Source organism: Planococcus massiliensis (genome assembly GCF_000821325.1).
In the GTDB taxonomy this organism is placed as follows: domain Bacteria; phylum Bacillota; class Bacilli; order Bacillales_A; family Planococcaceae; genus Planococcus; species Planococcus ruber.
The window spans coordinates 2,989,230-3,011,143 of record NZ_CCXS01000001.1; the positions used below are offsets into that span (position 1 = coordinate 2,989,230).

Genomic DNA, 21,914 nt, shown 5'->3' on the forward strand with positions numbered 1-21,914 from the left:
TTTTGATTTAGGCAAATATACTTTTTTCAATTTGCTTCAACCCATAGAAATACCCTTGCCGCTTCATGATTTCCTCGTAAGTGCCGGTTTCAATGATGCGGCCTTGTTCCATGACGACGATTTGATCCATCTGCTCCAGACCGGATAAGTCATGGCTGATGATGACGAAAGTATCCCCTTTGCCTTGGGCAAAAAGTTCTTGATAGATGGCGTGGGCCGTGCTGCTGTCGACAGATGAGACCGGTTCATCAAGCAGCCAGATCGGCTTCGATCTCAATAAAGCTCTGGCAATCGCCAGCCGCTGCTTTTCGCCGCCGGACAAGTTCGCCCCTTTTTCACTGACCTTCATGTCCAGCGCGAAGTGGCCAAGCTGAACGTTGTTTAATGCGTTCCGCATCGCTTCCTCTGTCGCCTCTTCATTGGCAATCATCAAATTGCTGCGGATGGTCCCATAGAAGAAATGGTTTTCCTGCAGCACGACATTCATGGCCGCCCATAAACTTTCTTGGCGCACCTTTTGAAGCGGGATGCCCCCGACAGCCACATCCCCGGAATCCACGTCTGCAATATTTAACAGAACCTGCAGCAAAGTCGACTTCCCTGAACCGCTTGGTCCGACAATCGCTGTTTTCGTTCCCGCTTTAATCGTAAGCGAGACATCCTGGAGCGCTGGACGCTCCTCGTCCGGATAGGCAAAAGACACTCCTTCCAGTTTAAAATCCAGCGGTCCGTTAGACAATTCAAGCGATTTCCCCTTGTTTCGCTCTTCTGCTACTATCTCTTCTAAACGGACAGCCGCTTTGCGGTTGTCTTCGAAATACGCTGGAAATACAGCCATTGGCGGAACGTTTTCAAATACAGCCAATGAAATCATCACAAGCATAGCCAAATACAGGCCGTCCAACTGGTCCGTGGCTACAAAATAAGTTCCTAATCCTAATACGAAAAAAGAAACAAGGAGGGCTGCAAAACCATTCACAGACTGGCTTAAATTCTCCTCAAGCCCCACTTTTCGCTGCTGTTCTGCGTAGTCCTTCGAAAAAGCAGCCAGCTGCTGCTCTTTCGTGTCCAATTGCTGGTAGATTTTCAAATCACGGAAACCAAAAAGAAATTCAGCCGCTTCCGATGATAAAGCTGCCCGGCTTGTCCGAGTGGCGGAATCGATTTTTCTTTGGCGCCACGCAAAAACGGCCGGCACTGCAACAATTGTCAACATCATGCCTGCTGCTATCACGAGCGCAATGGTGAATGAAAAGAAAGAGGCAAAGAAAATAGTGCTTAAAAAGACGATGCCAAGAACGACCGGCGGATAAAACACACGCAGCAAAAAGTTCTGCAAGCTTTCAACGTCTCCTACAATACGCGCCAATAAATCTCCGCTTCGATACTTCTGAAAGAGCTGCGGCGCATGCGGTTCAAGCCGTTCAAAAAAGGATACGCGCAAATTGCTCAGCATCGTAAAAGTTGCCCGATGCGAAAATAAACGCTCTGCATAACGGCTTAACGCTGATACGAGGCCGAATAATTTCAGGCAGGCTCCCATCACGATCAAGATGGTCATCTGTGAAGTCAGTGCTGCTTTCGAGATCAAGTAACCGCTTGAAGCCATAAGGGCGACTCCTGCGATTCCCGCTAGAAAACCAAAGAAGATGGCGATGCTGACGTCTCTTTTTTCACGGACTGTCAGCAGCATCACTTGCTTTAATTCCTTCATTGCAAAACCCCTCCTTGCTGAATAGCCAGCATCTCCCGATAAGGGCTATACGTTTCCAACAGCTCTTCGTGGCTGCCTTTTGCCGCTGCTTTCCCGTCAGCAAGCACCAAAATCACATCCGAATTCCGCACTGTATGCAAGCGGTGCGCTACGGTAACGATCGTCGCATCACGGCCAAGTTCTTCAATAGCCTCTTGAAGAACTTTTTCAGTGTACAAATCCAATCCTGAGGTAGGTTCATCAAAAAGAATAAGAGACGGTTTCTTGAGAAAAGCACGGGCCAAGGCAATGCGCTGTTTTTCCCCTCCGGACAATCCTCTCCCCGCTTCTCCGACAGGCGTTTCGAATCCTTGCTTCAATGAATAAACCATTTCCAGAATTCCCGCTTTTCGGGCAGCCTCCGTTAATTCTTCTTCTGACGTTTGGCGGCTTGTGCCGATTAAAATATTTTCTTTGATCGTCCCCGCAAACAAGTACGGATTTTGTGAGATATAGCTTAGGTGGTCAAACCAGGATGTCTCAGCGATTTCACTTCTCGGGATGCCATTCACTAAAATTTGTCCATCCTGTAGCGGCAACAGGCCAGCAATGGCATGAAGCAAAGTCGTTTTTCCCGAACCGCTTTTCCCGATAATCGCGAGCCGGCTTCCCGGAGATGCCGCAATCTCAATTGGGCCTAATCCAAATCCATCTTCATATTGGAAAGACAAAGCATTTACGTTAATGGCAAAGGGCTGCTCGGGCATTTCAGCCTGGCCAAAAGCAACAGGCCGCTGTTCTTTTTCAAGTTCGGCAGCCAATCGTTTTGCTGCCGCTGCACTGCCGCGCCCTGTATGGAACGCGCTGCCGAAGTCTTTTAATAAATTAAAGAAATCCGGCACCAGGATCATCACAAAAAAGGCCGTGAAGAAAGTTAAATTATCATAAACAACTAGACGCAAACCGATTTCCAGCGCGATGATCCCCATGCTGAGCATCGAAATGTATTCCAGCATCAGCGAAGATAAAAACGCCGACTTCAAAACTTCCATGGTCGCATCCCGGAAATCGAGGCTGCTTTTTTTGATGACTTGTTTTTGCTGCTCGGCACGCCCAAACAGTTTTAACGTCGTCAACCCTTGAAGGACATCCAAAAAAGTTCCTGAAAAACGGCCCAGCTTTTCCATTTGGGCATCCGCTTTTTCTTTGGTCTTAATCCCGACAAGCGCCATAAATACTGGAATAAATGGAGCTGTGATCAAGATGATCAGGCCCGTCACCCAATGCTGTGAAAAAATCACAATCAATAGAAGAACGGGAATGATGGCACTTTGAACCATTTGAGGAATGTATTTGCTGAAATAGCCGTCTACTTCATCGACCGCATCCAAAAGCAGGCTGACCTTTTCGCCAGATTGCCCTTGGACAGATGCTTGAAGCGGATTTCCTGCAAAAGAGGCAGTCAACTTTGTGCGCAAAGTGCTTTTAGCTTCAGACGCTAGATTTACGCCCGTTCTGCCGATCGCGTAGCCGCTGGCTGCACGAATTAATATAGCCGCAAGCAGCCCCCAAAAATAGGGCAGAACTTCTCGGAATGAGGCATCTTTTAAAAACACCGCATCGGCAATCCAGACAAAAAACAATGCTTGCCCAATCATCGCAACTCCTTTTAGCAAAGAAGCGACAATCAACCAAGCCATTCTATTTTTCCGTTCATACGCTAGCTGTTTAAGATCAAGCATGCAATTCTCTCCTTTAGCTGCTGTTGCCTCTATTATAAAGCACGCAGGGCTAAATTCCGCTCCAGCCGCCCGCTGCCAAGCAATTTTCTGAGGCGTTTGTTACAAATCTGTTCACAAACACACTGGAAGGAAAAAGAAGGTCACACAAAAAAATCACAGCGGCTTTTCGCTGTGATTTTAATAACGCGTCGAACGCGATTGCGAATTCCTTTTCTGCGATCCTTGAAGGACTGATGACAAAAAAGAAATATCTTGCTGTATTTGCGATTTTAAATACTCGTCCATGCATTTCTGATATTCCATGCTCAGTTTATATAGCTCGTATTCAAAGATTGCTTGTTCCTCTTTTGTCATCAAGATCCTCACCCCACTTCACGGTAGTTTCAAAGACCCAAGCATATGTACCTAAACTTTTGTGTTATCGTACCAATTATTTTCAGAAAAGTCAAATTATATAGGGCTTTTATTATAATATTCGGAATGGAATTATTTATAATTTGACCGTTTGTTAACTTTTCATCCCTATTATATCTATACCCTATATAAAAAAGTTAGAGCAGGCAAAAGCTAATTTATAGCTTGCCTGCTTTCTTTGACTTTTATTGGCTTCTGCCATTTTTGATCCATTGTGCTACTTCTACTGTATGCTTTGCCTGATAAACCACGGCATCTTTCACGTCTTCTACCATATTTCCGTTTTGATCCACACTAACACTCGTGCCATATGGATTTCCTCCCGCCTTGAACAAGGCCGGATCGTTATAGCCAGGTGCCGCAACAATCGCTCCCCAATGGAACATGGACGTATAGACAGCCAGTACGGTCGCTTCTTGTCCACCATGCGGATTTTGAGCTGAAGACATAGCACTTACCACTTTATTCGCCAGTTTTCCTTGTGCCCATAATCCTCCTGTCGTATCCAAAAATTGCTGGAACTGCGAAGGAACGTGTCCAAACCGTGTAGGAACGCTAAAAATGATGGCATCTGCCCACTCCAGCATGCCAACATCTGCTTCGGGCACATCTGCTGTTGCTTCTGAATGGGCTTTCCATAAAGGATTTGAATCAATGGCTGCCTGTGGAGCGGTTTCTTTCACTTTCGCTAATTTGACTTCTGCGCCCGCTTCTTTTGCAGCAGCTTCCGCCCATTGCGCCATTTGATAATTTGTTCCTGTTGAACTGTAATACAAGATTGCCAATTTGATGTTTTCCATAATTTTCTCTCCTTTTTGTATAAAGTCCGTGACTGATACGTAAAGACAAAATTATCCTGAATTTGAGATTTTTCTTACGTTTAAACTTTCCCCTTTCTCCCCAAAATTAAACAACTATTATTCATTTATACACGCGAAAAAACAGGATAAAAAACCTCTGTCAGCACTCACAGAGGTTCAATCTATTTCTTCTATTCATTTTTTTCAGTGCGCTCTATGGCCATTTCCCGCAATTTAAATTTTTGGATTTTCCCGGAGGCAGTCATCGGATATTCTTTTGTAAATTCGATATAGCACGGAATTTTATGATGTGAAATTTTTCCTTTGCAGTAATTCCGCAACTCTTCCGGCTGCAGTTTCTCGCCGTCTTTTAAAATGACCCAGGCCATCAGCTCTTCGCCGTATTTTGGATCCGGCACGCCGACTACTTGTACATCTTGGACCGAAGGGTGCTGATAGAGGAATTCTTCAATTTCCCGAGGGTAGATATTCTCGCCTCCCCGGATCACCATGTCCTTGATGCGTCCTGTAACTGCGATATAGCCATCCTCATCTTCCACGGCAATATCACCCGTATGCAGCCAGCCGTCTTCGTCGATGGCCTGCTTCGTCGCTTCCTCGTTTTGATAATAGCCTTTCATGATGTGGTAGCCCCTCGTACAGAGCTCGCCCGGCATTCCAATCGCGACTTCTGTATTCGTCACGGGATCCACAATCTTCACTTCCACTTCGGCGTGCGGCTTGCCGACCGTAGCGACTCGTTTTTCAATCGCATCATCAGCCCGCGTCTGCGTGATCACCGGCGAAGATTCGGTTTGGCCGTAAGCAATGGTGATTTCCGAAGCACCCATTTCGCTGATCACTTTTTTCATCACTTCGATCGGGCAAGGCGAACCTGCCATGATGCCTGTCCGCAAAGTCGACGTATCAAAGCTCTTAAAGTCGGGATAATTCAGTTCGGCAATAAACATTGTCGGAACGCCGTGCAAGCCTGTACATTTTTCATCCTGTACCATTTGAAGCACCCGTTTCGGTTCAAATTGCTCCGCAATGACCATCGTAGTCGAATGCGTCACAGCGGCCATCGTTCCGAGCACACAGCCGAAGCAATGAAAAAAAGGCACCGGTATGCATAAGCGGTCGTTTTCCGTTAAGTTCATCGTGTCGCCGACAAGTTTGCCATTATTGACGACATTCAAATGCGTCAGCATGACTCCTTTTGGAAAACCGGTCGTTCCTGAAGTGTATTGAATATTGATGACCTCATCCGGATCCATTGAGTTAAAACGCTTTTCCAGTTCCTCATCAGCCACCCGGTCCGCAAATGCTTCAAATTCGCTCCACGTATAAATTCCCGGATGCTGGTTTTCACTCATTACGATGACACGTTTGAAATACGGAAGTTTGCTGCTTGTAACATTGCCTTTCTCTGCTGTTTTCAGTTCCGGACAAATGGTATTCAAAATTTCGATATAGTTGGAGCCTTTGAACTCTTCTCCGAGAACCAAGGTTGTCGCATCCGATTGCTTCAAAAGATATTCAAGCTCATTCGCCTGATAGCTCGTGTTAACGGTTACTAGGACTCCGCCCATCTTCCCTGTCGCATATTGGCTGAGCAGCCACTCGCGCTTATTATCGGACCATATCGCAATGTGCTCGCCTTTTTCGATTCCTATTCCCATAAAAGCCTTTGCCAGGCGGTCTGTTTCCTGATCAAACTCCCGGTATGTCTTGCGGATGCCATGTTCCGGATACACATAAGCTTCTGTTTCCGGATGGAGTGCTGCCTGCTCTCGCACAATTTGGCCTACGGTCTTTTCTAAAATCGCCATTTTAAATCCCTCCATTGTGTAAACGGTTTCATTTCACTTTATCATATTATCATAAAATTCCAACAATATTATTTTTAGCAAACGAGCGCCAAACTAAGCTTTCGCCCTTTAAGTGCTAAGCATGATAAAATGGAAGTATTCTGGACCACGAAAGGGAATTGAAATGGAAATACAATCAATGCATGATTCGCTCGCTGCTCGTTTGCAGCAGCAGGAACTTGTTTCCGCCACCATCAGCCAGCCGCGCTTAAAATCGAATAGCATCAAACGGGTGAAACTCAAGCCCGTTGAAATAAAAAATGCATATTTTATTCAGTTTGAATATCAATATGAGCACGTCTTGAAACACGAAAACCTTTCCATTGAGGATGCCTCTGCCAAGCTTGCGTCTTTGTTCGAAGAGTTCCGCCAAGGGCTTTTTCAGTTTACTGAAGAAAAAGTGCAAATTCAGCTTTCTAAGAAATTCAAAGTTACCTGGAAATCGGAACAGACGGAAGCGAAAAAAGCCGAGCTTTCCCATAACCGCAAAAAGCAGTATTTGCTGGAAGACGGCGTGCCTTATCCGTTTTTGGTGCGCCTTGGCGTCCAAAGCCCGGACGGCAAAGTCAAAAAACAGAAATACGATAAGTTCCGCCAAATTAACCGGTTTATCGAATTCATCGATGATGCCCTTGTGCATTTGCCAAAAGACCGGACGGTGCGCATACTCGATTTCGGTTCAGGCAAATCCTATCTGACATTCGCTCTTTACCATTATTTGCGGGTTGAAAAAGGACTGGATTTGCGGGTCACGGGACTCGATCTAAAAAAAGAAGTCATCGAAGAATGCCAGCGCATTGCTGATGACTTGAATTACGATCAATTAGAGTTTTTAGTCGGCGACATTAACGACTATAATGAGGAATCTGCAGTCGATATGGTGGTCACGCTTCATGCCTGCGACGTTGCTACGGACATGGCGTTATCCCGCGCTGTCAAGTGGAATGCGAACGTCATTTTAAGCGTGCCGTGCTGCCAGCATGAACTCAATAGCCAGATCGAAGCACCGGAGCTTGGCATCATGCTTCAGCATGGCTTGATCAAAGAGCGCTTCAGTGCACTCGCAACGGATTCCATCCGTGCGGAATTATTGTCGCTTGTCGGCTATGAAACTCAATTGATGGAATTCATCGATATGGAACATACACCCAAAAATATTTTGATCCGCGCTTATAAAACAGGAAAAAAACCTGCGCCCGGACAATTTGAACGCTACCAGCAATTCACGCAGCTCTTATCAGCCAAACCTTTCCTTGAAAACGAATTGAAGGAGCTCCTATGACACGGAAAAATCTGGCCAACGGCATCGTTCTCGCTTTTACCGTCATCCTCGTCCGATTTATCGATGTGAAAATCTACGATATGCATTTAATCGTGAATGTGCTGGTGATTGTCGGCTTGATCGCCGGGTTGATGAAATTGCTAAACCGTTTCCCTTCTCTTGAAAAGCCGGTCGGCAAAAAAAGCGCTATGGCCATCAATTTCATTGTCGTCATTTCGATTTTCCTGGTATTTTTCATTTTTGGGCTCTAAAGCGGAAAAAGCCGCCTGTCTCCGATTAGAGGCAGGCGGCTTTTCTTATATAAGCGGTTAGGAATTCAGATGTTCTTCATTATATTTTGCAGCTTCCAATTCAATCTTGTAGCTCTTTTTGTATTCACGGGTTTCCAGGAAAAGATTAATAGCGAAAACAAGCACCAGTAAAAAGGCTGGCACTGACAGTTGGACAATTCCATAGACGAGTGCTGCGAGAATTCCAGCGATCAAAAAGCCGATTGCTTGAGCAGATTGACTGTTGCGCTCTTTAATTTCTGTTATCGAAAAATGATTCATATGCTCATACCCCCAATATAAGCATTATAAACATAATTCTTTAAAACAAAAGAAGAAATTATTTTTTTCACAATTTCTTAACATTTGAAATGCAAGGAATAAAGCATAAAAAACCGCGCCATCGCCTTAGACAGGCGGTGCCGCGGTTTTCGCTTCTTTAATTTCACATTTTCTTTTGTTGGCGAATCGTTTCTTCTATATAGGCTTTAACGGGCTCCAGCGTCAATTCCAATCCGCTTGTCTTTAGATTATTGTCCAAGTAATCCAATTGATGGTCCTCTACTGCATCGGATTGAAGATTTAGGGTGTTATTGATGTAAAGCATTCCTTCATTGGTTGCCATTGGCAGCGGAGGGCCTTCCCCGTCTTCTTTTTGAATTTCATCCAATCCATTGACGAGCCCTTCTTTTTTTAATTCTTCCATCGCTTTTTTATACGGCTCGGTTCCGATTCCTTCAGCTAACCGGGCATCCAGCGCTTGAACATCTTCAGTCGTGGCAGCTGTGTAGTATTGCGTGTAGTAAGCCATTAAGATCTGCTCTTTGTCTTGAAGTTCCTTCATGATCGATCCCTCCGATTTCCTGGTTTCTAGTCTCATTATTCCCCTTTTCAATTTGTTTATGCTTTTATTTTCATTCCATCTGTTGAATAAGAAAGGGATTTTTGAAACTTCAGGCCTTTTCAATCGTTAATACATAATGACACACGCAGCGGAATCAAGCTGCGGAAAGCGGGTGGTAGAAGATGACAGAAAAACCGATTGTGCAGATCAAGAACCTTTCGAAAACAATTGGAAAGAAGAATATCATTAAGAATCTGAGCCTCGACTTATATAAAGGCCAAATCACTGGTTTTCTCGGGCCAAATGGCGCCGGTAAAACGACGACCATTCGCATGATGGTCGGATTGATGCGCCCGACCCAAGGCGAAGTGCTGATTGATGGGCAATCAATCCAAACCAATTTCGAAGGCAGTATTCAAAAAGTCGGCGTCATTGTTGAAAATCCGGAAATGTACAAGTACATGACCGGCTACAAAAACCTTTTGCATTTTTCCCGAATGCACAAAGGGATTTCCAAAAAACGCATTGATGAAGTCGTCCAACAAGTCGGCATGCAGAATCGCATCAACGAAAAAGTCAGTTCCTATTCTCTCGGAATGCGGCAGCGGCTCGGCCTCGCACAGGCACTTTTGCATGACCCGAAATTTTTGATCCTGGACGAACCGACAAATGGCCTGGACCCCGCAGGCATCCGGGAATTCCGAATGTACCTGCAAAAAGTCGCAAGCGAAAATGGCGTCGCTGTTTTTGTTTCCAGCCATCTTTTATCAGAAATCGAATTATTATGCGACCGGATTGCCGTGATTCAAAATGGCGAACTGATTGATATCAAGAACGTCAAAGAACTCAATGTTTCGCGCTATTATATTCATGCGGAACCTAATGAGCTTGCGCACGAAGTTTTGAGCGGCACCGGCTTCCCGGTTACTGCGCATGACAAAGGCTATTTGATCGATACGCAATCGCAGCACATTCCTGGAGCCGTTAATATGCTCGTCTCTGCCGGTGCGAAAATCTATGCTGTTCAACCGCACCGGGCAACGCTTGAAGATCAATTCCTTGAAATGACCGGAGGTGGCCAAATTGCTGAAACTCATTCAAAATGAATGGATGAAATTATGGAGCAAGAAATCCAGCTGGATCATGGCCGCTTTGCTGGTGGTCATTTTATTCGCATCCATGGGCATTACAAAATGGGTCAATTCCAGCATGATGGCCAATCAAGAAGAAACGTGGCAAGAAGTCGCCACGAACCAGCAGGCTAATGCAGAAGCAATGCTGCAGGATCCGAACTTGAGCGACCCGCAGAAGGAATATTACGAAGGCCAAGCCGCAATTGCAGAATATCGGCTTGCGAATGAAGTCCCTGCCTTTGAATATGCGAGCATGCAGCAGCAAGTCATCGATGCCCATATGATGCTGTCGCTTGTCACACTGTTTACGGTGATAGTGGCTGCCGGGATTGTCGCTTCGGAATTTTCCCAGGGCACCATCAAAATGCTGTTAACACGCCCTGTTAAAAGATGGAAAATACTAACATCTAAATACATCACCACGATGATTTATGCTATTTTGCTGTCCATTTTAACGATTGCCGTCAGTGCACTGGCCGGTTTGATTTTCTTTGGCATCGGCGACGGAACTTTCCTTGTCTGGAACGGCTCAGAAGTCGTTGAAGGATCTTATTGGATGGAAGCGCTGAAAATGGCGGGGTTGAGTTTTGCCAGCGTGTGGATCATCGGAACGTTCGCCTTCATGCTCGGGACTGTTTTCCGTTCAAGCTCGCTTGCGATCGGCTTATCGATCTTCCTGATGTTCACCGGGATCCAGGCCGTCTACTTGCTCGCTAATTACGAAATCGTCAAATACTATTTGTTCACCCATACGGACTTAACGCAATTCTATACCGGCTTTATGCCTGTACCGGATATCACCATGACTATGTCGCTTATTGTTCTCGCTGTTTACTTCCTCATTTTCATGGCCGTCAGCTATTGGACGTTCTCAAGAAGAGATGTTACGGCGTAAGCGAAAAGCGCAGGCAGCTCGTTAGCCCCGACAAGCGCTGGAAGTCTTAGCAGTAATGGCGGTTTTGCCATTGCTGATAAGACTGAAGCGACCTCGAGGGGCTAGCTGCCGGAGTCTGGACAATAGAAAAGCGCAGGCTGTCTCTAAAACAAAAAAAAGGATCTGACCGTCAGTTTACTGACGTCCAGATCCTTCCACTGTCGAGAAGCTAGTTGGATTCGAGCATTTGTTTCTGTAGGCCGCACAACGGCGCTATGGACAGAGTTCCCACAATAAGCCGAGAAAACCACTCGTCTTATTGCTCCACCCTGTCCGGAACCGCACCGGTGCTGGAACACTTGCCAACGATATGGAGCAAAGCGATCGAGCTCGCAAGCCACAATCAATCGCTTCGCAGCTACTTTGCAGAATATCGAGTTTCTAAACGAATTCTATCTTTTTAATAATAAAAGGATCTGACCGTCAGCTTACTGACGTCCAGATCCTTTTTTCATTTGCCATCCATCCAGTTCAGCAATGCCTCAGCCACCAAATCCTGCTGCTCGAGCGGCGAGATCGTCGCCGGGTTATCGCCTTTTTGTTCGCCATACAGGCCGAACTGGGCATGGTTGCCTCCTGGAATCTCGACAAATTCACTATTGGCTGAAAACAGGATGCGGTTGTCTTCGATATCAGCGAGCAATGTCAATCCATCCTTTTCTCCGTAAACGGACAGCATCGGCAAATCGCTTAAAGCGAAATCCCCTGCAGGATAGGAACCCAGGAAAAACAAGCCCGCCAATTCATCTTGATGGTCTTCGGCATACATCGCAGCTGCGACGCCGCCAAGCGAATGGCCGCCAATAAACCAAGAATCGATTTCCGGATACTCCCCAATCACCGCTTCTGCTGTATCCACTCCGAAAATCCCGAACTTCAGCGGCAGATCCGGAATCGATACTGTATATCCTTGCTCGCTCAGTTTCTCCCCAAGATACGCATAGGCTTCCGCTTCCACTTTGGCGCCTTGGTATAAAATGAGGCCTTGGCCGTTCGGGTCTTCCGGCATAAAGATAATGCCTTGGCCGTCCCGTTCGACCGCTTCGAGATCCACCTGTTCTTTCAGCACTTCACTCGGTCCGTAATCGAATTGGCTATAGACGACAAACCCGATAATGATCAAAGCAATCAGCGCAATAAAGCCGATCAAAATCCGGATGGCCCATCGTTTCGCCCGGCGCTTCCCCGCACTCAATAGGAAATTCCGACGCGGGATTTGGAAAACTCCGCGCTCTCCATTTGTTTGTATGCAAAATCAGCCGTATCGCCTACTGTGATTTCCCGTCCTTCTTCCGGCAGAAAATCTTTTTCTGTCCGGTAGCTGCCGCGTGCTTCCCCGTCCGGCAAGTATGTGGGGCAGACAATCGTCCAATCCAATTCCGACGCTTCCAGCAAACGGTACACTTTCTCATGCTCTTCTGCAGCGAACGTCAATTTGCGGTTGGAATCGCCGCCTTGGTAGCGCAATACGCCAGGCGTCATCCGGCTATTCAAGATTCCTGCCGTTCCAATCGTAATCAAACGCTTGATGCCTTGCTTTTCCATGGCCTCTTTAATGAACGGAACTGCTTCCGACAAAGTGGTTGTCCGGTCCGTGCCTAGTGCGCTAAACACCAAGTCGGCGCCTTGGATGGCGCGTTCAATGTCTTGTTGATTGCGTACATCGCCCGTCATCATTTCCAGGTTGTCATGGCCTTCCAGCTTAAGCGAACGCACTAAAGCTTTTACCTGATGCCCATCCGCTAGCGCATGCTTTAGGATTTCTTGGCCGACCCGGCCGGTTGCCCCGAAAATTGTGATGTTCATCTTCATTCTCCTTTCCACAGACTGATTTACTTGAATAAGAATCCTTTTTTGGCCAGCACGCCTTTCAAGTCTTGGCGATGCGGGCGCTTCAGGAAATTCGCCATTTGCTGCGTCCACGTCTCTGATTTCTGGTTGGTGCTGCGGCGCTCGTAATATTGCTGGATGGCCATATCGTATTCAGGAAGCAAGGTTTCATATTTCGCTTCGTCGTATTCGTTCTCATGAAGAATCGCTTCGACCGGCAGTCTCGGCTTCACTTCGTTGCCTTCGTTCGGCACGCCTACCGTCAAACCGTAGACCGGGAATACGCCTTCCGGCAAGCCGACCAGTTCACTGATCGCTTCCATATTGTTGCGGACGCCGCCGATATAGCAAATTCCGTAGCCTTTCGATTCAGCAGCCAAGGCTAAATTCTGCGCAAGCAAGCCGACATCTGTAACAGCGACGAGCAGATTTTCCGCTTGGTCAAAAACAATGTTCTCCCCCTGTATTTCGCCCGCATGCTTCAAGCGGTTGTAGTCCGCACACATTAGGAACACTGCGCCGGCCCCTTCCATCTGTTTCGAGTTGCGTGAGAGCTCGCCCAATTTCTTGCGTTTTTCCGGATCCGTCACCCAGACGACGGAATAAGCCTGGACAAAATGGGACGTGGCCGCATGCTGCGCTGCCTGGATCAATTCACTGACCTCTTCTCTTGTCAGCTGCTTTTCTTTATAATCACGCACCGAAGCGTGGGATTTCATCAATTCAATAACCATTCTTCTTCCTCCTTTGACTCTATTCTCTTATCCTATCAAATAATCTGAGATGATACTCTTCCAACGATTTTTGCTACAATAAAAGCAGATGAGGTGAACAGGTTGAAGCGAGCGAAAGCCATTTTTTCGATTCTTTTTTTATTGATGCTCGGCGGTTTTCTGTTTGTTTGGATCCAAAACGAGCGGGAATTCCAGGAAGAGCTGGCCAAGCGTCCGGCGCCTTCCGGACTGCATCCGATTGTTGCAGAGAAAACCGATCAATTGGTCCAGCAAGCGCAAAGCATCGGCATCGACATTTTAATCACGGACGGGTTCCGGTCTGCTGAAGAACAGAATGATTTGCACAATCAAGGACGGAGCGCTGCCGGCAATATCGTGACCTATGCACGCGGCGGTGAGTCCTATCATAATTACGGCCTCGCCATCGATTTTGCCCTTCGCCTTGATAACGGCGATGTCGTCTGGGACATTGAACGGGATGATAACGGCAACGGCGAACGCGATTGGTACGAAGTGGCGGCCATCGGCAAAGAACTCGGATTTGCTTGGGGCGGCGACTGGCAGCGTTTCAAGGATTATCCGCATCTAGAGATGACGTTCGGCTTGTCGATCGGCGAATTGCAGCAAGGCTATCGGCCGGAAGACGTCCTGGAATAGAAAACCAGCGTGGTTCGCTTGGAACCACGCTGGTTTTTTGAGTTTATTTGCGGAATTTCTTGTTTTATTTGCGGAATCCGGACGGTTACTTGCGCGATCCCTGTGATTACTTGCGGAATCCACAGCTTTACTTGCGCAATCTCCGCTTTTATTTGCACGATCCGCTTTTTCCTACAGTTCTTGGCGCAAAGCTTGAATGACGTCAATTTGAGTGGCTTTACGCGCAGGCCGCCAGCCTGAAATCATGGCGACGCCAATACTGATGATCGCTGAAATCACAACCAATTGCCACGGAATGACCGAAATCAAAATGCTGACATCGCCCATCCCCTCGCCGTCTTCGCCTAAAGAACTCATGATGATTTTCGGCACGAGCCAGTTTGCGAGGATGCTGACGCCGTAGGAAACCAAAACAGCGAGCACCGTTCCGATAATGCCGATGGCCGCACTTTCCATGAGGAATAGCTTTTGGATCAGCTTCGGCTTCGCGCCGATCGCTTTCATGACGCCGATCTCACGTGTCCGTTCTGTCACGGCCATGGTCATCGTGTTGAAAATACCGATGGAGGCAATCAAAACCGCGACGGTCCCAACGACAATCAGTCCCGCTTTCAAGGCGGTGAAGAACATATTCATCGAGCCCAATTCTTCTGTAACCGAGTAAACGTAATAGCCTTTATCTTTTAACGTCTGCGTGATGTCCGCGACGTTCTGCAGATCGTCTGCATAAACGAGCACTTGCCGCCCGCTTTCTTCAAGCGCCAACTCTTCCTGGAACACGGGAGCCCACGAATCATCGATCAACAGCGTATTGTCGCTGATCCAATCTTTGCCCGGCTCTTCCTTAATACCAGCCACAGTGAATTCCCATACGCCGGCTTCTGTTTCTCCTTCATAAGGGGTCAATTCCAGCTGAAACGTTTGCCCAATAAGGCTTCCGGCAAATCCGCCCGAAACTTCCTCGCCGTCGTCCACTTTTTTCCGCTCTTCTTCCGTCAACAAATTTTGTGCAAAATGATAGCCGATAATGACTTCGTTCGCTGAAGAAGGCATCTTGCCTTCCGACAGTTTCAATCCAGCTTTTTGTTCCTGCTCCATATCAGCCGTAGCAGCGGCTACGAATCCGCTCCGATCGCCTATTTTTGCAACCGCATCAGCATTTGGCGAAGTCCGGTCTGTCACGGCTTTCACGTGTGCAATCTGGTGCATCGCTTCCACTTCTTGATCAGTAATGGAATCGCCGTCTTCTCTGCCTGCCACTTCGATTTCTGTCACAATCTGATTGTCGAGCACCTGGTCCGTGACCGTCTGCTGCATGCCGAATCCGACCGATGCGAGAATGATCAGAAAAGCACAGCCCATCATGGCAGCTAAAATGGTTGTGGCTACCCGAAGTTTATTGCGTTTCATATGTTGTTTAATAAAATCCAGTTGATCTTTAAATTGCATGGCGTTTTTCCCCTTTCACTAATTCCCCGTCATGCAGACGGTATTGCCGGTGGGCGACATTTGCGACTTCATCGTCATGGGTGATAATCACAAAAGTCAGTCCGAGCGACTGGTTCAGCGATTGGATCAACATCAGAATATCTTGTTCAGTTTCCGAATCCAAACTCCCGGTCGGCTCATCTGCCAGCAATATCGGCGGGTCGGTGACAAGCGCCCGCGCAATGCTGACGCGTTGCTGCTGGCCGCCTGACAGTTCATTCGGATAATGGTCAGCGACGTCCTGCAGCCCTACTTTTTCAAGCAATGCGCGAACTTTCGCCTGGCGCTTTTTCACCGTCTCTCCTTTAATCTTCAACGGCAGTTCCACATTTTCGAATGCAGTGAGGCCCGGCATCAATTGGAAATTCTGAAAGATGAAACCGAAATTGGCTAAGCGGAAATCCGCTTTCTCCTCTTCCTTCATCTTGGCGGTCTCTTTTGTATTCACTAAAACCGAACCCGATTCGGGCGTCATGAAGCCGGCTAGAATGTGCAATAGCGTCGATTTGCCGGATCCGCTCTTTCCAAGAATCGCAACAATCTCCCCTTTTTGGACGTCTAGCGTGACTCCTTTTAACACCGGAACTTTCCGTTCGTGCTCTTTTTTGCCAATTGCAAACGTATGGCGCAGGTTTTGGATTTCAATCATGGCTGAATGCCCCTCTCTTACTGGATAAATCAAGTATAGAGAGCAAATCTTAACGATTCCCGAGGAGTTTTATGAAGAATTTCTTAAGAAGAGGGATAAATAGGAAAGAAGGAGGGTATTTTTCTAATAAGGTTTTTGACTTGCCAATGAGAATATGCAATTCTCGAAGTAGACCAGAACCCTCGTCCATAAAATAACTCTTATCCCAAGAGAAAAGAAAGAAGGGATTTCGTGAAACAATTCGCTATCATTATTCCGGCTTATAAACCGGACCATAAATGCGAAAAACTGATCACCGAAATCTTGGCAGCCGGATTTCAACGGATTATTGTGGTCGATGATGGGAGCGGCCCCGAATACGCACCTTTTTTTGATTCTTTGATGCCGCTGCCGGAAGTGACCGTGCTTCGCCATGCAGCCAACCAAGGAAAAGGGCGCGCCTTAAAAACCGCCTTCCATTACATACTCAATCAGAACCTTCCATATGAAGCCGTAATTACGGCGGATGCGGATGGCCAGCACTTAGTTTCCGACATGCTGAAAATTGCCGCGCAATTATCGAGCACTCCCCATCGTTTCGTAATGGGCGTTCGGGATTTCACTCAGAAAGACGTGCCTTTCCGGAGCCGTTTCGGCAACCGTTTTACTCGCCTGCTGTTCCGCTTATCGACGGGTACTTCGCTTACAGATACCCAAACAGGGCTTCGCGGAATTCCCGTCAGCCAGCTGCGCCTCCTGCTGACAGTACTCGGGGAACGGTTTGAATACGAAATGAATATGCTCGCTGCGTTAAAACCGAAAGGGATCCAAATAGCTGAAGTGCCGATCGAAACCGTATATATCGATGAGAATAAATCTTCGCATTTCCATCCATTGCGCGACTCTTTTCATATCTATAAGATTTTTCTGCTATACGGCCTTTCAGGCGCCGCATCGTTCGGCCTCGATATCGGGTTGTATTGGATTTTCCTGCAGTTATTCCGGCCGGAAGCCCCGCAATTATTCATCGTATTGGCGACGATTGCCGCCCGGGTCTTATCGTCCCTATTCAATTATTACGTCAACCGGCACAAAGTATTTGGCCAAGGTTCGCGCCAGTCACTGATCCGCTACTACCTGCTGGCTGCTTTTATCATGCTGGTCTCTGCCGGATCGGTCCACTTCCTCTATGCCGAATGGCTAGGCCGAGGCGAAGTGGTCCTCAAAGTGCTTGTCGACACGCTGCTGTTCATTTTCGGATTTGTCGTTCAGCGTGCATGGGTTTTCAGAAAAGAGTAAAAAACTCCGTTTTCCTTTTTGGGGAAGACGGAGTTTCGGGTTGTAGAGAATCTGGTTGAATCAAAGCGCCGCCTTCAATAGAGCACTTCGGCGCTGAAGAACTTTTCAAAAATAGGAATTAAAACTTCGCTGCTTTGTCTCCTGCCTTTTCACAGATGAAATTCATTTCCGGTTTTATCTTTTCCGCCGCCTAAAAAACTCCGTTCTCCTTTTTGAGGAAAACGGAGTTTTTGTCATTTATCCTTCATATTCGATTCGGGTCCCGCTTGGCTTCAAAGCCAATGCGAGAAGCTGATCGACGACTTTTTTCCGGGTTTCAAAATCAAAGGGCTCTCCGCATGGCCGTCCCAATTTGAAAGGCACGTGCATGGTTCTTGGGACGCCGACGGCATCGGTGACTTCCGGCAAAATGGTGATCATCGCCGTGGCGATTCCACTTTCTTCTAAAGCCCGGGCATACAGCCCAAGCACATTATGGCAAGAACCTCAGCCAGGAACCAATAAAGCGATGTCCACTTGTTCATTTTCGAAAAGTGCCATTACTTGGGGAATCGCTTCTTGCTCCACATTACTCGTGTCAAGAATGCCGCCGTTCAACCCAATATTCACATCTGCCAAGGAATGGATGCTGCCTTTGTCTTTAAGTTCTCTTAGCTGAGGCAAAGGAAAGACGATCGTCGGATCGGTTTTCGCAAATTTCGTATTGTAGTAAATATGCGTGACCGTTAATTCCTCTTCTTGCGCCGCGGCTGGAATCAGGCGATACGTGGGGTCGCCCGCCGGGTTATCCACATCAAAAGGGCGATCCGTTTTCAAATGGACGCCGGCAGTGGTGATCAGCGCGATTTTGCATTCGGTCAAAGGTTTCGCCAACACGGTTTCCGGGCTGCCTTGCCGTTCGTTCACATGCTTTAGGGTGAATTTCTTATACGCTTCAGGGAAATTCGTTGAAAAGGCGACAGAAAGTTTCGATTTGATCTGCGTTTTTCGTTTCATGCCTTCAGCCTCCGCTCCTTATTCTTGTCCATGTGCCCAGGCAATTCGCGGGTCGATTTGGCGGGACATGCGCACCATGACTGGTTCAAAGCCCATACGCGGCCAAAAATAGGAAGAGAGGTGATTGGGCGTATGCCAATCGGTATAAATGTAATCAAAGCCCATCTTTTTGATTTCTCCAAAGCAATAGGTGGCAAGCGCGCGGCCGATTCCTTTCCCGCGCATTTCCGGATTCGTTGATGCAGCCGGGAGTTCCGCACAATTGGACGGAACCGCTAAATTCTGAGAATCTTCTTTCCGGTAGTAAATATGGAAACCGGCAATCCGTCCGCTTTGTTCAGCCAGCCAAAACAGTGTTTCTTCGTCGTCCGGCACTTCGCTGTAGCTTTGTTTAATATCATCCAAGGTTTCTTTCGTGATCGGATTCCAAGATGGTGCCGTTGCCTGGTGGATGCTGTTCCATGCAGCCATTTTCTTGAGCAGCGGCCCATCAGCCGGCGTTCCTTTTCGAAACTCCAGCCCCGGCTCCCGTCCGCTTTCTGCCGGAGTGAAATCCTTGAGCGGCAGGACCGCATATTTCTGTTCATAGCGAAAACCTTGATCCAGCATTTCTTCCACAAGCAAGGGCTGGCCAAGCGGCGCCATTAGGACGTGATGGAAATAGCCATGTTTGACCCATTCCGCTCCAACATCTGCATAAAGCAAGCGCAAAAGCCGTGGATGCTCGTTTTCGCTGATCGCCATCGAGGCGTAGTCGATGAACACATACCGGCCGCGTTCAGCACTTTCCTTGAATTCATAGAGGAGATAGCCGATGACATCAATGCCCCTTATCGCCACAATGCCGCTGACGTAAGGGCGATCCAATAACGTGCGCAGAATGACTTCCGTTTCGTCAATTTCTTCAAATGCAGCTTTTAAAAAAGAAAACCGCTTTCGCTCACGTTCTTGGCGTTTCGCCAAAAGCACGGCCATCTGGCGGACATGGCGATCTTCGACACCCATAAACTGAATCAATGAAATCACTCCCCGGATTGAAGTTTAACCTCCAGCATACGATAATTTCCTGCATCAACTGGGTTTCCGAAAACAAGCGGCACCGGTTCGACAAAAATCGGTCCATCCACGATCACCGTGTGAAATTCGCCTTCTTCCCCGCAAGCGTCCACCCCGGCTGCCTCCAGTTCTTCGATCAAATCGAGCGTAAACTCCCGGCCTAAAAACTTGGGATCCAACCGTGCTGTATCCACTACCGTAATGACGGCTTTAAAGCCCTCTTCCACTAACTCTTTAAGCAATGCTTTACGGGCTTCCTGCCAGAGCGGATGATGCACTTCCAACGCTGCTTCTGTGCTGACTTTCCGGACCCACGTCCGGTGATCCTCCAAATCGATGTCCCCGTAAACCCCCATCTGGATTCCTTGCTCGCTGAATGTTTTCAAATGGGCGATAAACTCTCTTTCGTAGCCGGACCAATCGGCTTTTCCGATTACGAGCGGCAAGCCCATCCGCTCAGCCTGAGCTTCCATTACGTCAGGCGGCAAACCATGCGACCGCGATTTTGTGCCATCTTCTTCAAACATCGTGAACAAAACGATGGGCACATGCCCCTCCATTACGGCCCGGTAATACGCGAGCGCCGAATCTTTCCCGCCGCTCCATGACATGACAAATGTTTTCTGCATGCTGCACCTCTTTATCTGTTTTCTCTTGTAGTAATTTCGACATTGGAAAAATAAATCCTTTTGGAGCTCTGCAGTTTAAGCGACTCCTGCATGATCCCCTTCAACCAATGCAATAAAAAAGCGGCCAGACATTCTCTGGCCGCCGATCATTTTATTTTCCTACCATGTTTTCAGGTTTAACCCATTCGTCAAACTGGTCAGCCGTCAAATGGCCGCTCTTTACAGCAGACTCTTTCAAAGTCGACCCGTCAGCATGCGCTTGCTTCGCAATAGCTGCCGCTTTTTCGTAGCCGATATGCGGGTTCAATGCGGTAACAAGCATCAATGAGTTTTTCACGTGGTTGCCGATAACATCCAAGTTCGCTTCAATGCCCACTGCACAGTGCTCGTCAAAGCTGATCAAGCTGTCAGTCAATAAACGCACAGATTGCAAGAAGTTGTAAGCGATGACCGGTTTGAAGACGTTCAATTCGAAGTTCCCTTGGCTTGCAGCAAAACCGATCGCTGCGTCATTCCCCATGACTTGAACAGCCACCATCGTCAACGCTTCGCTTTGCGTCGGGTTGACTTTCCCTGGCATAATCGAGCTTCCCGGCTCGTTTGCCGGAATCGTGATTTCGCCGATGCCGCTGCGAGGGCCGCTTGCCAACCAGCGTACGTCGTTGGCAATTTTCATTGCGTCCGCTGCCAACGCTTTGATCGCGCCATGCGTGTAAACCATTTCGTCATGGCTTGTCAGCGCGTGGAATTTATTTTCAGCTGAAGTGAAGGCTGTGCCCACCGCTTCTGTAATAAATTCTGCAACCGAAGGACCGAATGTCGCATCCGCGTTGATGCCTGTTCCGACAGCGGTTCCGCCGATCGCAAGTTCGCGCATTTCTTCAACGCTCGCACGGATCATGCGCTCGCTTTTCTCAAGCATATGCTTCCAGCCGCTGATTTCCTGGCCAAGCGTAAGCGGCGTTGCATCCTGCAAATGCGTACGGCCGATTTTGATAATGTCATCGAATTTTTTCGCTTTTTCATCCAATGTCGCTTTCAGCTGCTGGATTGCTGGCAGCAAGTTTTCAGTAACCGCCACAACGCCCGCAACGTGCATCGCTGTTGGGTACGTATCGTTTGAACTTTGAGACATGTTGACGTCGTCGTTCGGATGCAATTTCTCTTCTGAAGACTGCTCAGCCAAGATTTCATTGCCGCGGCGCGCCAACACTTCGTTCATGTTCATATTGGATTGCGTACCGCTTCCGGTTTGCCAAACGACTAATGGGAAATGGTCATTCCATTTGCCTTCGATCACTTCGTCAGCAGCGGCTACAATCGCTTTCATTTTCGCTTCGGATAATTTTCCGAGTTTATGGTTCGCTTTCGCTGTCGCTTTTTTCAATTGAGCAAATGCCATAACAACTTCATGCGGCATACGCTCAGTGCCGATGGCAAAGTTCTGCACGCTGCGTTGAGTTTGAGCTCCCCACATTTTGTCAGCTTCTACCTGAATTTCACCAATCGTGTCTTTCTCTGTACGATATTGCATTCCATTCACTCCAATTCATTTTCTATACGCATCCTTCTCTTCTATTAAACACAAACATGCCAAAAAAAGCGACCTTTCACA

22 protein-coding genes are annotated in these 21,914 nt (G+C 47.6%); 6 read left to right on the forward strand and 16 right to left on the reverse strand.

Translation table 11 applies throughout. From position 1 onward, the window contains the following. Window positions 1-7: 7 nt before the first annotated feature. The 4 genes from cydC to BN1080_RS14910 form a co-directional block, all read right to left on the reverse strand. Entirely contained in the window at window positions 8-1,714 is a 1,707-nt protein-coding gene (cydC, locus tag BN1080_RS14890) for a thiol reductant ABC exporter subunit CydC (RefSeq protein ID WP_052653308.1), read from the reverse strand. Beyond that, window positions 1,711-3,435 (reverse strand): thiol reductant ABC exporter subunit CydD, encoded by a 1,725-nt coding sequence (gene cydD, locus BN1080_RS14895; protein WP_052653309.1) that lies wholly within the window; start codon window positions 3,433-3,435, stop codon window positions 1,711-1,713. The genes cydC and cydD overlap by 4 nt, the downstream gene beginning before the upstream one ends. Before the next feature lie 599 nt (window positions 3,436-4,034). Next, window positions 4,035-4,649 carry an NAD(P)H:quinone oxidoreductase gene (wrbA, locus tag BN1080_RS14905; protein ID WP_052653311.1) on the reverse strand — a complete coding sequence of 205 codons (615 nt, stop codon included), beginning with the start codon at window positions 4,647-4,649 and terminating at the stop codon, window positions 4,035-4,037. Between the two features lie 191 nt (window positions 4,650-4,840). Further along, window positions 4,841-6,481: an AMP-binding protein gene (locus BN1080_RS14910; protein WP_199876630.1), complete on the reverse strand. Its 1,641-nt coding sequence runs from the start codon at window positions 6,479-6,481 to the stop codon at window positions 4,841-4,843. 163 nt (window positions 6,482-6,644) lie between these two features. On the opposite strand from BN1080_RS14910, the gene BN1080_RS14915 reads away from it, so the two are divergent. Both BN1080_RS14915 and BN1080_RS14920 read left to right on the forward strand, forming a co-directional pair. Next, window positions 6,645-7,802, forward strand: coding sequence for a class I SAM-dependent methyltransferase (locus tag BN1080_RS14915; protein WP_052653312.1), 1,158 nt, complete (start codon window positions 6,645-6,647; stop codon window positions 7,800-7,802). Continuing rightward, a complete protein-coding gene (locus BN1080_RS14920; protein WP_052653314.1) occupies window positions 7,799-8,053 on the forward strand; it encodes a hypothetical protein in 255 nt (84 codons plus the stop codon). The genes BN1080_RS14915 and BN1080_RS14920 overlap by 4 nt, the downstream gene beginning before the upstream one ends. A 57-nt stretch (window positions 8,054-8,110) precedes the next feature. Here the strand turns inward: BN1080_RS14920 and BN1080_RS14925 are convergent, their stop codons facing one another. After that, window positions 8,111-8,353, reverse strand: a complete 243-nt coding sequence (locus BN1080_RS14925) for a hypothetical protein (protein WP_052653316.1) — start codon at window positions 8,351-8,353, stop codon at window positions 8,111-8,113. A gap of 163 nt (window positions 8,354-8,516) precedes the next feature. Beyond that, window positions 8,517-8,915, reverse strand: a complete 399-nt coding sequence (locus BN1080_RS14930) for a hypothetical protein (protein ID WP_052653317.1) — start codon at window positions 8,913-8,915, stop codon at window positions 8,517-8,519. 182 nt (window positions 8,916-9,097) lie between these two features. Between BN1080_RS14930 and BN1080_RS14935 the strand changes: the two genes are divergently transcribed. Both BN1080_RS14935 and BN1080_RS14940 read left to right on the forward strand, forming a co-directional pair. After that, window positions 9,098-10,021, forward strand: a complete 924-nt coding sequence (locus tag BN1080_RS14935) for an ABC transporter ATP-binding protein (protein ID WP_052653319.1) — start codon at window positions 9,098-9,100, stop codon at window positions 10,019-10,021. Then, the gene (locus BN1080_RS14940; RefSeq protein WP_234398977.1) at window positions 9,990-10,943 is read left to right on the forward strand and encodes an ABC transporter permease; all 954 of its coding nucleotides are present in this window, start codon (window positions 9,990-9,992) and stop codon (window positions 10,941-10,943) included. The genes BN1080_RS14935 and BN1080_RS14940 overlap by 32 nt, the downstream gene beginning before the upstream one ends. 490 nt (window positions 10,944-11,433) lie before the next feature. On the opposite strand, the gene BN1080_RS14945 is transcribed toward BN1080_RS14940, so the two are convergent. Genes BN1080_RS14945 through BN1080_RS14955 form a run of 3 tightly spaced genes read right to left on the reverse strand, consistent with a single transcriptional unit; the run spans window position 11,434 to window position 13,546 of the window. After that, window positions 11,434-12,177 (reverse strand): alpha/beta hydrolase, encoded by a 744-nt coding sequence (locus BN1080_RS14945; RefSeq protein ID WP_052653322.1) that lies wholly within the window; start codon window positions 12,175-12,177, stop codon window positions 11,434-11,436. Continuing rightward, window positions 12,174-12,788, reverse strand: coding sequence for an NAD(P)-dependent oxidoreductase (locus BN1080_RS14950; protein WP_052653323.1), 615 nt, complete (start codon window positions 12,786-12,788; stop codon window positions 12,174-12,176). The genes BN1080_RS14945 and BN1080_RS14950 overlap by 4 nt, the downstream gene beginning before the upstream one ends. 26 nt (window positions 12,789-12,814) lie before the next feature. Beyond that, a complete protein-coding gene (locus BN1080_RS14955; protein WP_052653324.1) occupies window positions 12,815-13,546 on the reverse strand; it encodes an NADPH-dependent oxidoreductase in 732 nt (243 codons plus the stop codon). Window positions 13,547-13,648: 102 nt separating this feature from the next. On the opposite strand from BN1080_RS14955, the gene BN1080_RS14960 reads away from it, so the two are divergent. Continuing rightward, window positions 13,649-14,203 (forward strand): M15 family metallopeptidase, encoded by a 555-nt coding sequence (locus tag BN1080_RS14960; RefSeq protein ID WP_052653326.1) that lies wholly within the window; start codon window positions 13,649-13,651, stop codon window positions 14,201-14,203. Window positions 14,204-14,374: 171 nt separating this feature from the next. On the opposite strand, the gene BN1080_RS14970 is transcribed toward BN1080_RS14960, so the two are convergent. Beyond that, complete coding sequence (locus tag BN1080_RS14970) at window positions 14,375-15,652, reverse strand: ABC transporter permease (RefSeq protein ID WP_052653329.1); 1,278 nt, start codon at window positions 15,650-15,652, stop codon at window positions 14,375-14,377. After that, window positions 15,642-16,340, reverse strand: a complete 699-nt coding sequence (locus tag BN1080_RS14975; RefSeq protein ID WP_052653331.1) for an ABC transporter ATP-binding protein — start codon at window positions 16,338-16,340, stop codon at window positions 15,642-15,644. Before BN1080_RS14975 ends, BN1080_RS14970 begins: the two co-directional genes overlap by 11 nt. A 231-nt stretch (window positions 16,341-16,571) precedes the next feature. Between BN1080_RS14975 and BN1080_RS14980 the strand changes: the two genes are divergently transcribed. Then, entirely contained in the window at window positions 16,572-17,618 is a 1,047-nt protein-coding gene (locus tag BN1080_RS14980; protein WP_052653332.1) for a bifunctional glycosyltransferase family 2/GtrA family protein, read from the forward strand. A gap of 237 nt (window positions 17,619-17,855) precedes the next feature. On the opposite strand, the gene BN1080_RS14985 is transcribed toward BN1080_RS14980, so the two are convergent. From BN1080_RS14985 to fumC, 5 genes are all read right to left on the reverse strand, one after another. Continuing rightward, window positions 17,856-18,089, reverse strand: coding sequence for a hypothetical protein (locus BN1080_RS14985; protein WP_052653334.1), 234 nt, complete (start codon window positions 18,087-18,089; stop codon window positions 17,856-17,858). 15 nt (window positions 18,090-18,104) lie between these two features. Further along, entirely contained in the window at window positions 18,105-18,614 is a 510-nt protein-coding gene (locus tag BN1080_RS14990; protein ID WP_052653336.1) for a glycine/sarcosine/betaine reductase selenoprotein B family protein, read from the reverse strand. Window positions 18,615-18,632: 18 nt separating this feature from the next. Then, window positions 18,633-19,631, reverse strand: coding sequence for a GNAT family N-acetyltransferase (locus BN1080_RS14995; protein WP_052654665.1), 999 nt, complete (start codon window positions 19,629-19,631; stop codon window positions 18,633-18,635). A gap of 5 nt (window positions 19,632-19,636) precedes the next feature. Continuing rightward, a complete protein-coding gene (locus BN1080_RS15000; RefSeq protein WP_052653338.1) occupies window positions 19,637-20,299 on the reverse strand; it encodes a Dph6-related ATP pyrophosphatase in 663 nt (220 codons plus the stop codon). Window positions 20,300-20,450: 151 nt separating this feature from the next. Further along, window positions 20,451-21,833, reverse strand: coding sequence for a class II fumarate hydratase (gene fumC, locus BN1080_RS15005; RefSeq protein WP_052653340.1), 1,383 nt, complete (start codon window positions 21,831-21,833; stop codon window positions 20,451-20,453). Window positions 21,834-21,914: the final 81 nt, after the last annotated feature.

Excerpts from the sequence above, each read along its gene's own strand:
- cydC (WP_052653308.1), bottom strand. The coding sequence starts at position 1,714 with ATGAAGGAATTAAAGCAAGTGATGCTGCTGACAGTCCGTGAAAAAAGA.
- cydD (WP_052653309.1), bottom strand. The coding sequence starts at position 3,435 with ATGCTTGATCTTAAACAGCTAGCGTATGAACGGAAAAATAGAATGGCT.
- wrbA (WP_052653311.1), bottom strand. The coding sequence starts at position 4,649 with ATGGAAAACATCAAATTGGCAATCTTGTATTACAGTTCAACAGGAACA.
- BN1080_RS14910 (WP_199876630.1), bottom strand. The coding sequence starts at position 6,481 with ATGGCGATTTTAGAAAAGACCGTAGGCCAAATTGTGCGAGAGCAGGCA.
- BN1080_RS14915 (WP_052653312.1), top strand. The coding sequence starts at position 6,645 with ATGGAAATACAATCAATGCATGATTCGCTCGCTGCTCGTTTGCAGCAG.
- BN1080_RS14920 (WP_052653314.1), top strand. The coding sequence starts at position 7,799 with ATGACACGGAAAAATCTGGCCAACGGCATCGTTCTCGCTTTTACCGTC.
- BN1080_RS14925 (WP_052653316.1), bottom strand. The coding sequence starts at position 8,353 with ATGAATCATTTTTCGATAACAGAAATTAAAGAGCGCAACAGTCAATCT.
- BN1080_RS14930 (WP_052653317.1), bottom strand. The coding sequence starts at position 8,915 with ATGAAGGAACTTCAAGACAAAGAGCAGATCTTAATGGCTTACTACACG.
- BN1080_RS14935 (WP_052653319.1), top strand. The coding sequence starts at position 9,098 with ATGACAGAAAAACCGATTGTGCAGATCAAGAACCTTTCGAAAACAATT.
- BN1080_RS14950 (WP_052653323.1), bottom strand. The coding sequence starts at position 12,788 with ATGAACATCACAATTTTCGGGGCAACCGGCCGGGTCGGCCAAGAAATC.
- BN1080_RS14955 (WP_052653324.1), bottom strand. The coding sequence starts at position 13,546 with ATGGTTATTGAATTGATGAAATCCCACGCTTCGGTGCGTGATTATAAA.
- BN1080_RS14970 (WP_052653329.1), bottom strand. The coding sequence starts at position 15,652 with ATGCAATTTAAAGATCAACTGGATTTTATTAAACAACATATGAAACGC.
- BN1080_RS14975 (WP_052653331.1), bottom strand. The coding sequence starts at position 16,340 with ATGATTGAAATCCAAAACCTGCGCCATACGTTTGCAATTGGCAAAAAA.
- BN1080_RS14990 (WP_052653336.1), bottom strand. The coding sequence starts at position 18,614 with ATGAAACGAAAAACGCAGATCAAATCGAAACTTTCTGTCGCCTTTTCA.
- BN1080_RS15000 (WP_052653338.1), bottom strand. The coding sequence starts at position 20,299 with ATGCAGAAAACATTTGTCATGTCATGGAGCGGCGGGAAAGATTCGGCG.
- fumC (WP_052653340.1), bottom strand. The coding sequence starts at position 21,833 with ATGCAATATCGTACAGAGAAAGACACGATTGGTGAAATTCAGGTAGAA.